The 11,613-nt window shown below is 44.7% G+C and carries 10 protein-coding genes; 3 read left to right on the forward strand and 7 right to left on the reverse strand.

Annotated features, from left to right (window positions below; genetic code table 11):
• Window positions 1-109: 109 nt before the first annotated feature.
• From purH to K7A41_RS23090, 6 genes are all read right to left on the reverse strand, one after another.
• Entirely contained in the window at window positions 110-1,636 is a 1,527-nt protein-coding gene (gene purH, locus K7A41_RS23065) for a bifunctional phosphoribosylaminoimidazolecarboxamide formyltransferase/IMP cyclohydrolase (protein ID WP_265715750.1), read from the reverse strand.
• Window positions 1,637-1,749: 113 nt separating this feature from the next.
• Window positions 1,750-2,388 carry a uridine kinase family protein gene (locus K7A41_RS23070; RefSeq protein ID WP_028068539.1) on the reverse strand — a complete coding sequence of 213 codons (639 nt, stop codon included), beginning with the start codon at window positions 2,386-2,388 and terminating at the stop codon, window positions 1,750-1,752.
• 37 nt (window positions 2,389-2,425) lie between these two features.
• Window positions 2,426-3,343, reverse strand: coding sequence for a LysM peptidoglycan-binding domain-containing protein (locus K7A41_RS23075; protein ID WP_028068538.1), 918 nt, complete (start codon window positions 3,341-3,343; stop codon window positions 2,426-2,428).
• An 11-nt stretch (window positions 3,344-3,354) separates the two neighbouring features.
• The gene (locus K7A41_RS23080; protein WP_265715751.1) at window positions 3,355-4,110 is read right to left on the reverse strand and encodes a hypothetical protein; all 756 of its coding nucleotides are present in this window, start codon (window positions 4,108-4,110) and stop codon (window positions 3,355-3,357) included.
• Between the two features lie 114 nt (window positions 4,111-4,224).
• A complete protein-coding gene (locus K7A41_RS23085; RefSeq protein ID WP_265715752.1) occupies window positions 4,225-5,817 on the reverse strand; it encodes an OmpP1/FadL family transporter in 1,593 nt (530 codons plus the stop codon).
• A gap of 71 nt (window positions 5,818-5,888) precedes the next feature.
• Window positions 5,889-7,007 (reverse strand): hypothetical protein, encoded by a 1,119-nt coding sequence (locus tag K7A41_RS23090; protein WP_265715839.1) that lies wholly within the window; start codon window positions 7,005-7,007, stop codon window positions 5,889-5,891.
• A gap of 178 nt (window positions 7,008-7,185) precedes the next feature.
• Here K7A41_RS23090 and proS point away from each other — a divergent pair, with 178 nt between their 5' ends.
• The 3 genes from proS (at window position 7,186) to agaR (ending at window position 10,453) form a co-directional block, all read left to right on the forward strand.
• Window positions 7,186-8,658 (forward strand): proline--tRNA ligase, encoded by a 1,473-nt coding sequence (gene proS / locus K7A41_RS23095; RefSeq protein WP_028068534.1) that lies wholly within the window; start codon window positions 7,186-7,188, stop codon window positions 8,656-8,658.
• A 13-nt stretch (window positions 8,659-8,671) separates the two neighbouring features.
• Window positions 8,672-9,460 (forward strand): NAD-dependent epimerase/dehydratase family protein, encoded by a 789-nt coding sequence (locus K7A41_RS23100; protein WP_265715753.1) that lies wholly within the window; start codon window positions 8,672-8,674, stop codon window positions 9,458-9,460.
• A gap of 231 nt (window positions 9,461-9,691) precedes the next feature.
• Window positions 9,692-10,453, forward strand: a complete 762-nt coding sequence (gene agaR / locus K7A41_RS23105; protein WP_028068532.1) for a transcriptional repressor AgaR — start codon at window positions 9,692-9,694, stop codon at window positions 10,451-10,453.
• Window positions 10,454-10,525: 72 nt separating this feature from the next.
• Here agaR and K7A41_RS23110 read toward each other — a convergent pair whose 3' ends face one another.
• Window positions 10,526-11,602, reverse strand: coding sequence for an agmatine deiminase family protein (locus K7A41_RS23110; RefSeq protein ID WP_265715754.1), 1,077 nt, complete (start codon window positions 11,600-11,602; stop codon window positions 10,526-10,528).
• Between the last annotated feature and the right edge of the window lie 11 nt (window positions 11,603-11,613).

Consider the following 11,613-nt stretch of genomic DNA (forward strand, 5'->3'; position numbering starts at 1 on the left):
TTGGGATCGGCTGAAAGTGCTTCGGAACAATATAGAATAATATATTCAGAAACGAAAAGAGCTACTTAATAGTCCAATCAGTAGCTCTTTTTTAGTGTAATTTAATGTGTTAATGTTTAAAATGTCTAACTCCTGTGGTAACCATCGCAATACCCTTTTCGTTGGCCATATCGATGGACAATTGATCTTTGATGGAACCTCCGGGCTGCAATACCGCAGCGATACCTGCCTCAGAAGCGATTTCAACACAATCTGGGAAAGGGAAGAAAGCATCTGACGCCATAGAACAGCCTTTGAGGTCAAATCCAAAAGAAACAGCCTTTTCAATAGCTTGTTTAAGAGCATCAACACGGGATGTCTGTCCTACTCCCGAGGCTAGCAAAGTGCCGTTTTTGGCAAAAACGATCGTATTGGATTTGGTGTGTTTGACAATTTTATTGGCAAAATACAGGTCCTCAAGTTGTTCAGCTGTAGGTTTGATTGTCGTTACGGCTACCATTTGTTCTGGGCCTTCTACGGTATGGTCTTTATCCTGCAAAATGACACCATTCAATAACGTTTTGAACTGCTGTGCCGGTAACTTGACATCTTTACGGACGAGGATTATTCTGTTTTTCTTTGCAGTCAGTATAGCAATCGCTTCGTCTGTGTAAGATGGTGCGATCAATACTTCAAAAAATAATTTATTGATTTCTTCTGCTGTCTCTTTGTCCACCTGTCCGTTGGTAATAAGGACGCCACCAAATGCGGACACCGGATCACAAGCCAAAGCGTCTATCCAGGCCTGTTTAATTGTCGGCCGTGAGGCAACACCACAAGCATTAGTATGTTTCAAAATAGCGAAGGTAGGCGCTTCGAACTCATCGATCAAAGCTACTGCGGCATCTACGTCAACAAGATTATTGTAGGAGAGTTCTTTGCCATTTAGTTTGTCAAACATCTTGTCCAGATCGCCAAAGAAGACCCCTTTCTGATGCGGGTTTTCGCCATATCTTAAGACCTGGGCTTTCTGCTCTGACTGTTTGAATACGTCTAGTGGATTGTCCTGATTAAAATAATTGAAAATTGCTGTGTCATAATGAGAGGAGGTGTTGAACGCCCGTTTTGCAAATTCTTTACGCTGTTCCAAAGAAGTAGTTCCATCTTGGCTTGCCAAAATATCTTCCAGTTCCTTATAATCATTTTTGGAAGAGATAATAACGACATCGTTGAAATTCTTTGCGGCAGCACGGATCAACGAAATACCTCCGATATCGATTTTTTCAATAATATCTTGTTCTGGTGCGCCTGAAGCTACGGTTTCTTCGAATGGATACAAATCCACAATAACCAGGTCGATTTCGGGTATCTCATATTGAGCTAGCTGCTGCTGATCTGACTCCAGCGGGCGACGTGCCAAGATTCCGCCAAATACTTTGGGATGCAGGGTCTTAACACGACCTCCTAAAATCGAAGGATAGCTTGTCAAGTCTTCGACAGGGACAACATTTATACCTAAATCTTTGATAAAGGTTTCTGTCCCACCAGTAGAATAGAATGTGACACCGTATTTGTTTAATAATTCAACTAAAGGAGCGAGGCCGTCTTTATAATAGACTGAAACCAAAGCATTTTTAATCTTTACAGGATGGTTCATTATGATGGATTTGTTTCGTGGCGCAAAGATAAGAATTTAAAACCTTGATGTCAATAAATCAGCGCTTTTAAATCCACAAGGCTTATTCTTAAAACAAGCCCTATGGATTGCTGTTATGCCATATGGAGTTTCGATTTCAGTTCTTCCGATATCTGGTTCGTGATCTCCCAGATAGGCTCAGGCTCATCTGTGTTATTAAAGATGACTTGATCGCAGGAATCCTGATACGGCAATAAATATTCGTTATAGGAGGGAAGCACATGATTTACCCACTTATACATCACATCCTCTTCAAAATAACCGCGTTCAACCAGATCCCGGTGCAGGCGTCTTCGAAGGGCGATATCCTGATCGGCACTTAAAAATATTTTGTGGTCAATCAGATCGTTGATCTCTGTATAATAAAAAATAAACAGTCCCTCAATAATCAGGATGGGGGCTGGCTTTATTTCCAGTATCTTAGGGGTGAGTGCAGGATTATTAAACGTATATTCCTCTTTATATATTGTCTCACCGTCAAAGAGCGCTTTGATGTCTCTATAAAAGGCATCGCGGTCTATTGACGTTGGAATATCAAAATTGTAGAGTTTGTTCTCTTCTTGGGTCTTTGTATTTGCAGGAATATAATAATCGTCCTGGGAAATCAACGTCACCTGGTCTTTTTTGAAGTGCTTCAGAAAACTATTTAAGAAAAATGTTTTTCCCGAGCCACTGCTTCCGGCAATCCCGATGACATACGGTTTGTTATCCATTCTTATTTTGCTGTATGCGCTAGTTTAAGTATTTGAGTTAATTTTCTAAGGGTAGCCCATAAGCAATTTCTACCTGAAAACGTTTGTCCAGGGCCCCAATGCTTGCGGCTGCCGATTTGGATAACACGACGATGGCGTTTTGGTTTTCGGCGTTATCGTTAAATTTTCCGACCACTTTGGCATATGTGACACTTTTGGTCATGGGATTGGTAATTTTCAGGATGGTGCCTACCGGAGCGCTTTTGTGGAGTGCCAGATTGCTTGTGCCCTGAGACGATAAGCCTTCGATCCATACACCAATTCCACGCTCTGACTTTTCGCGTATTCCGTAGCGGTTGGTCGTAATTTGATTTTCTTCTTTATCATCTTCACCGGTAGAATCTGGTGTGACCACCTCTATTCCTTTGGGTTCCACGAGTTTGGGTCTTTCGGGTGGCAACGGTTCGTTTGGAATCATCAATTTCATTCCGCCGCTGATAATATTATTCTTGAGATTGTTGGCTTTTTTGATGTCCTCCACGCTGATGCTAAATCTTTTGGAAATAGCATAAAGCGTTTCCTTCTCACCGACAATATATTCTGTAAAACCCTGCTGCGGATTACGCGGATTAAGGGGGATATTGTCCATTGGAGATTTGCTACGGGCGGGAGCTGGCTTTCGTCCTGTCGGTACTTTGACAATCTGGCCAATGCTCAATGTACCGTTACCGTTGATCTTTGTGAGCTGGCTGACGGTAGTCCTGTACCTTTTGCTCAACTGGTAATAATTGTCGCCTTTTTCTATTTTAAACAGGACGTACTCTTCACCATTGATGACGTCAGTTCCAATGGAATCGGGTGCCGCTGTCAAAGATGGAAACCTGAAATTTTTCGCTTCAAGATGCTGAAAAGCGAGCATAGTCATCGATAGCATAGCTATCTTTTTATATGTATTTAATTCGAATAAAACTTTCATATATTTTGCAATTATACTAAATACGAAACAAACTCCCGTTTATTGTCTGTCAAAAGGAATATTTGTTTGCCTACCAGAAAATAGATACTGAAAAATTTTAAAGATAGCTGTGATACGACAACTGCGGACTCAAGCAGCTCATCTTTTGTGGATCGTACTATCCGGATCTGAAAGTGATTGTTATTAGTTTTTTCATAGAAAGCCCAAATAAAATAATCATTCAATACATTTATCCAGACTTCATCATCCATGGTGAAATCTGCTAAAAATTGAGGTATTTTACCGTTGTAGATTACAGGATAGACTATAGATGAGTCAAATGGTTTAACGCTGCGGTCGTTTTTTGCTTCCATGGTCATCGTATTCAGGTTCAAAAACTGTTGCAGACCATCTTCAATCATTTTGGGCCGGAGAATAATCCTTTGGTCGGCCATGCCAAGAAAAATATAGTTAAACCAGGTTTCCTGCTGCGTCGGATCGTAACAATCGACGACCTGTATTCCGGCATCGGAAGGTGAATGACTCGAGATTTTCTTTAACACTAGTTTTCGGCATTGAATCCCAGCGATTACCCATTCTTTGCTGATGCCTTTGAAGTCCCGAAGTACCTCATCCCCCTCAAAGGTAATGACGTTAAAATATGGAAACGTATCCTCGGGGTTTCGCGTCTCTATAGCGATCAATCTATTGGTGGCATCGATTTCGATCCGCCAGATGGGATAGGTAAACAGCGCATTGAATGCTTTTGAAATTATCTGATTCGCCATGTGAAATTCAACCAAGGCGACAAATTTACTAAAAGCTTTTAGAATAATGCCGCTAAAAAAACAGATTTAAAGAAAAACGCCCAGACATGCTGGACGTTTTTCTTTAAATCTGTTTTAAAATTTCGAACCAATTGTCAGGACAATATTGGTACGTTGATTTTTGATATCTGCAGCAGGGCTGGCCGTATTCCAATAATCTTCGGCGATAAGATAAGGGTTTTCTTTGTAATTGACTGCATTATAAGCGCCCGTCAGATCAATATACATCCCGCGGCCCAGTTTTGCGCCGATTCCCAACGAAGCCGTGTAGTTCGTGTAATCCGCATTTTTGTAAGGATTGCCACTATAATTAAAACCAGCCCGTCCACTGAACACATTGTCAAACAGAATTTCGCCACCGATGCGCGCATTAAAAGCGCCTTGGTAGTTCTCTTTGATATTCTGGTTCATGGCTGTTTCCAGCGCTTTATTGCTCGTTCCGGCGTCTCGGAAGCGCATAGCACCATAGTCAACCCATTCGACATCGGCGGTGAGCAATCCTCTGGAGAACAGCTGACTAGCACCCAAAGAAAGTCGGTAAGGCGTATTCATGTTATACTCAAGATAGCTATATCCGGCGTCATCACTGGTCCGATACTCCTTGAACGATGTATTTTCATTTTTATTAAAGTAACGGAATTCGGAGTTGCTGTAAGATTCATCGCGAATACTCATGAAGGTTGGTGTTTTGGCCGTGAACCCCATGCTAAAGGTGGGTGTAAACTTGTAGATCATACCCAATTTGAAGTCTATTCCGGTACCGTCGCTGGCCTGAACGTAATCGTCAAATAGTTCATAGTCCACATCGAGCATTTCATGTTTCTTGGTGTTTTTAGGGTCTAAGAAGTCAGAGTTGGGGTTGACCTTTTTCAGTTCGTCAGCAGTCATCGTCTGTCCGTATTCGGTGTACCAGCTTGAATTGTCATAGGTAAAAGCCGTAAAACCAAGAGCGGCTCCCAGGTACAATTTATTGCTATAGTTTGCGCCAAAGGATAAGACGGACTCGGACTTACTTCCCTTTTCCAGTATGGAGTTTACTTGATCAAAACCCTGTTTACCATCGTACAGACCTCCGACAGAAATGGGTCTATACTGCCCTGCATTATTTGGATCCACGTCGAAAAGCAAGGAATTATTATATACTTCCTGCCCCCAGCCACGCATACCATCCGGACTGGATAGGCGATCGGAGTATGCATCCGTGATTGAGCTCGTATTATTGACACCCCGGTATTCCAGCAGGTTGTTGTATACATAATTCCGGTTATAAGCGATACCGACATTAAAATTCAGCCAGCCTTTGTCCAGGTTGCCCCCATTGCGGTAGGTAGGCAAGTGGAAAACGATCCCGGCATTGTCTAAGTTAAAATTATTTTTGCTGCTGTTCGAATTTTGACCGAAATATTCTGTTTTGTTTTTGTTATTTAGGTAGCGGCCAGTGACGGAAATGTCCGACTGGTTAAAGTATCCTAGGCCAGCGGGGTTACTGGTGATTGAACTAATATCGCCTCCCAATGCGGTCGATGCGTTTCCCATCGCCTTAAAACGAGCGGTACCGCCATTATCCCCTTGGGAAAATAAGAGTACGTCTTTCGTATATTGTGCTTGGGCTGTTCCTGCTGCGCCCATTAAAAATGCAGTTCCAAAAAGTAATTTTCTGATTGTCATAAGCTAAAATATCGTCTATAATAAGCAGTAGCACACATTGTCATGTATGCTACTGTAAGTCATTTTTGTTCTTAGCGTGTACGTCCGCCGCTTGACCTTGTACTGCCCCCACCGGAGAAACCGCCACTCGATCTGCTGCTGCCGCCACCGGAAAATCCGCCTGAGGAACGGGTTGGTCCAGCATCATAGCTTCTGGTTGGCGGCGTATAGGATGGCCGCGAAGTGGAGTTTGGATAACTCGAACGTGTCCTTGTCTCCATGGACCGGCTTGTTGGACGATAAGCATCGGAACCAGTACGGGTCCTTGAAGTTCCGATGGAGCTTCTTGTGCTTGGGTAAGCGCCATTGGATCTGTCATAGGTCCTGCTGCGGCTACCTTCGTTGTAACCTCTACTTATTGTACCATCTGATGTTCTTGTACGTGCGCTGCTTCTGTCATAAGAACCGCCACGTGTCACCGAACCGTTGGAGGTGCGGGTCCGTGCACCTGTTACTGAAGTAATACGTCCTCTGGAATCACGCGCTACACCAGTGCGGTCATAACTTCCTGAGGTACGGGTTCTTGCCGAGGAGGTGCGGACATTATAACTGTCTCTATAAGACGATCGGACAGATGCATATCTTGGTCTGGATACGCCCCAGTAGCTGCCGCCCCAATAGCCGTTGCCATACCAGCCAGAGCCCCAGTAACCACCGTACCAGCCCCCCCAAGGTCTATAGCCGTACCAAGGTGATCCCCAGCCAGTCCCCCAGCCCCAGCCAAAGCCAATGGACCAGGACGAGCCCCAGCCGGAATTCCATCCCCAGCCTAAACCAAAGGATGGCCCATAACCATACCAGCCTCCAAGACCATAGCCATACCAAGGGTCGAAGAATGGATCAAAGTATGTCATGCCCGGTGTCGCATAGTAGAAGCGGTTGATACGATTGGCATATTCAAGATCTTCGTACGAATCATCGTTATACTCCTGATCTGAATATTCATCATCATAATATCCGCTGCCAGCCTGGCCTCCCTGTTGATCCGCATCGGTATAATAGTAGTCTGGACTTTGGTAGACTTTCTGTCTAGCCTGTCCATTACTGCCATAGACATCGTCGCCATAGATTTGCCTACTTGTACCGCAGGAACCTAACATAAATGCTCCTGTCATGGCAAGTGCTCCGATAAATAATCTATTTTTTTTCATAATATCCTAAATCGTTATTTTCGATTATACAGCCTTATTTACTATCTTAGACGCAAATTTCTCAACGGGGTTTAATCGAAGTAATCAAAAATACAAATATTTTTTATTGAACGCTTTCCGTGATAGGAATACAGACGAGATTTAACGTAATAATGTTACAATATTTTATCAATTTTATATGAGTAAAGGAATTACAAGTCGTGCAGAAGACTATTCACAATGGTACAATGACCTTGTGATCAAAGCTGATCTGGCGGAATATTCAGCTGTACGGGGATGCATGGTGATCAAGCCATACGGGTACGCGATCTGGGAAAGAATGCAGGCAATCCTGGACAAGAGGTTTAAAGAGACAGGTCATAGCAACGCTTACTTCCCTTTATTCATTCCGAAATCCTTTTTTTCGAAGGAGGCTGCGCACGTGGAAGGTTTTGCTACCGAATGTGCTGTCGTAACACACTATCGGCTGAAAAACGATGGAAATGGAAAAATTGTCGTGGACGAAGAAGCGAAACTTGAAGAGGAGCTTATCGTACGTCCTACTTCTGAGACCATCATATGGAATACTTACCGTGGCTGGATCGAGTCGTACCGTGATCTGCCAATCTTGGTCAACCAATGGGCAAATGTGGTTCGTTGGGAAATGCGTACGCGTCTTTTCCTGCGCACGGCGGAGTTTTTATGGCAGGAAGGACATACTGCACACGCCACTAAGGAGGAAGCGATTGAGGAAACCGAACGCATGCTCGAGGTCTACGCCACATTTGCCGAGAACATTCTGGCTGTGCCTGTAGTCCGTGGGCGCAAAACCGAAAACGAGCGTTTTGCTGGTGCGCTGGATACCTATTGTATCGAAGCGCTGATGCAGGATGGTAAAGCCTTACAGGCCGGAACATCTCATTTTCTAGGCCAGAATTTTGCCAAGGCTTTTGATGTCAAATTTACATCCAGAGAAGGTAAACTCGAACATGTATGGGCGACTTCCTGGGGGGTCTCGACGCGTCTTATGGGAGCACTCATTATGGCCCATTCGGATGATCAGGGGCTGGTATTGCCTCCAAAATTAGCACCAGTTCAGGTGGTCATCGTTCCGATCTTCAAAACAGAGGAGGAAAAAGCCCAGATCGATGTATTTGTACATCAGCTGACCGCCGAGCTAAAAGGAAAGGATGTTTCGGTGAAATACGATGACCGAGACACCCAGCGTCCGGGCTTTAAATTTGCGGAATGGGAACTCAAAGGAGTGCCGTTGCGGGTTGCCGTCGGAACCCGGGATATGCAGAATGGAACTGTGGAACTGGCGCGCCGTGATACACAGACCAAGGAAACTGTGGCTCAAGCGGGACTGGCTGCGACTATCGAACAGCTGTTGGAAACTATTCAGGAAAATATCTATCAAAAAGCACTGGATTACAGGGATGCCCACATTACGGAGGTGAATTCTTACGAAGAATTCAAGGAAGTACTGGAAAGCAAAGGCGGCTTTATTTCTTGCCATTGGGACGGTACTGTCGAAACTGAGAAGCGGGTGAAAGAAGAGACCAAGGCGACCATCCGCTGTATTCCTTTGGATGCGAAGGAAGAAGAAGGTATCTGTATTTTCACCGGAAAGCCTTCAAACAAACGGGTGTTGTTTGCGAAAGCATATTAATTATTTGTCTGGTATGCGGATACTCATTTTAGGTTGCGGGTGGCTGGCCTCAGCTTTTGCTATGGAGCAGCGGCTCCGTGGGCACGAAGTGTGGGCGAGCACGACGAACAAGGAAAAATACCATCGCCTCAAAAACGATGGTATTTTTTCGTTTATCGCCGACTTTGACCATTCTGACTTTAGGGATAGCGTAGCGATCCCACGAGAGTTTGATTTTGTGCTGAACAGTGTCCCTGCCAGTCAGAAAAATGATCTTGCCACTCTCCAGAACCGTTTTTTGAATATCCAGTCTTTTCTCAGCAACCTGCGGTGGAATAAACACGTGTTTTTAAGTTCAGTTGGGATTTATCCCGACCAAGACGGATGGTTTGACGAAAAGTATAATGAAAGGAGCAAGCTCTCAGAGAAGCTGTTGGCGGCGGAAGAATTGATGCTGAATCTGTCACATACCTGTGTTTATCGCCTAGGAGGTTTATTTGGTCGGAACCGGATATTCGCCAGGTATTTTTCGAACCGAGTCTGTACAACGGCTGAGCAGGTGGCCAATTTCGTGCATCTGGAGGATGTGATCCGTCTGATCGATCTGGCTATGGTAAACGATCTCCAACATCCTGTCTATAATGTGGTCGCTCCCATGCACCCGGCCAAGAAGGAAGTAATCTTAGCTTCCGCTGGAAAGTACGGCTTCGAGCTGCCCGTGAAGTTTGAAACGGTGGCGGATTTCCAAAAAATGGTGAGTGGCGAATTGCTTAGCGGTGAACTCAATTACCGTTACATCTGGCCCGATCCTGTTGACTTTTAGTCCGAGCCGTTTTATCGGTTATTGTATGTCAAAATTAATTTTACGTTTTCGGGTTATAAATACTTAAATAATTTCATTATTTTAACGCCGGTTCTATGGTGGTAAACCGAAGTGACAGAACCTCGTACCTGACGGGATTGCAGCGGATGTGTGGATGATATTTCCTGATCTGGCATCATCGCGCCCATTTAGGCGTATCAAAATGGATACTTTAGCATATTATTATACACCATGACAAATGTAGAGCGACATCAATATATTTTAAAACAGTTAAAAGAAGTAGGTATTGTACAGGTGGTGGATCTCTGTGAAGAGCTGGGGGTATCCTCGGTGACCATCCGCAAAGACCTTACCCTGCTGGAGGAAAGCGGTTTGCTATTCCGTACCCACGGTGGGGCGACTCAGTACAATCCGTACACCACCGACAGGACGGTATTCGAGAAAGAAAAACTCCGTTCTGACGACAAAAATAGGATAGGGAAGAAGGCCGCCGAAATGATCGAGGAAAATGATTCTATCATTATCGCATCCGGAACGACGATGCAATCGCTAGCCAGGCAAATCATGCCCAAGGGTAATATTACTGTCGTCACTTCTGCCCTAAATGTTGCCATGGAGCTTATTAAGTATCCCTCCGTTGAGATCATGCAGATGGGCGGGACGCTTCGCAAAACATCGACTTCGGTAACAGGTAAGTATGCTGAAAACCTATTGCAGGATTTTTACTGTAGTAAATTGTTTCTAGGAGTGGACGGTATTGATCTGGACTATGGTGTATCCACTTCGAGTGCACAGGAAGCACAATTGAACCGTATTATGATCGATACTGCGCAAAAAGTGGTGGTGCTAGCTGATTCTTCTAAGTTCGGACGTCGCAGTTTTGGCCGGATATGCGGTTTTGATAAGATCGACGTGCTAATAACCGATGATAAAGTAAGTGCAGGCTTTGTGGAATCACTGGAAAAAGCAGGCGTGAGCGTTATTGTCGTTTAATGGGTAAATAGGTGTCCTGATACTGACAAAAACAAGGGCGTCCAATCTTTTTCGGACGCCCTTGATATTTATTTAACGTATGGCCGGTTCCTGCTGACTCAGGCAATGAAAGCTGCCGAGGCCCCAGATGATATCGACAGAGTTAATGCCGACGATTTTTCGTGTAGGGAAGCACTTCTGGATGATATCCAAAGCGCGCTGATCATTGCGGTCATTGAAGGTCGGTACAACAACGACTTCGTTGGCAATATAAAAGTTGGCATAAGAAGCGGGAAGCCGGGTGTCTTCATAGATCACAGGCGACGGCATGGGCAGTTCAACAATGTTGAGCGGATTCCCATTCAACAATGTGAAAGAACGGAGGGTCTGCAGGTTTTCCTGAAGTATGGCATAGTTCTCGTCTTCAGGATTTTCTTCGACCACGGTCAAAACGGTATGCTCATCCACAAAACGGGTAATATCGTCGATATGGCCGTCAGTATCGTCGCCTACAATACCGTCGCCAAGCCAAAGAACCTGCTCCTGTCCATAAAACTCTTTTAAGTAAGTTTCGATCTGTTCTTTGTTTAGCTGAGGATTGCGATTTTTGTTGAGCAGACAGGCTGTTGTTGTCATGATTGTCCCTGCACCGTTGAATTCGACGGAGCCGCCCTCCATGACAATATCGGGTGTAAACAGCGGGTAATTAAATGTTTGAGCAATACGCGTAGGGACCACGTCGTCCAGATCAAATGGGGGGTACTTTCCGCCCCAGGCATTATACTCCCAGTCGACAACCGCCTTCTGTTGGGTGCTGTCATTGACGAGGAAAGCAGGTCCATGATCGCGGCACCAGGCATCGTTGGTCGGATTAAAATAGAACTCGATATTGGAGAAGTCTGACGTGACTTGCTGCAATGCGGCCAAAGCAAAGCTTTTCATTTCCTCATCGGCCACGTTAATTCGAACTTTCTGTCCTGCGGCCACTACCTTGATGAATTCGCAATAAGGATGATATATGGTTTCGATTTTCCCGGGCCAGGATTCCTCTTTATGTGGCCAGCTCAACCACAGGGCTTCCTGTTTTGCCCATTCGGGAGGAAAGGAAAAACCCTGTTTCTTGGGCGAGTTGTCAAAGTATGCTTGTGTGAATGTATTTTCTTGTTCCATGCTAAAAAAGT

Source organism: Sphingobacterium sp. InxBP1 (assembly GCF_026191775.1).
Taxonomy (GTDB): Bacteria; Bacteroidota; Bacteroidia; order Sphingobacteriales; family Sphingobacteriaceae; genus Sphingobacterium; species Sphingobacterium thalpophilum.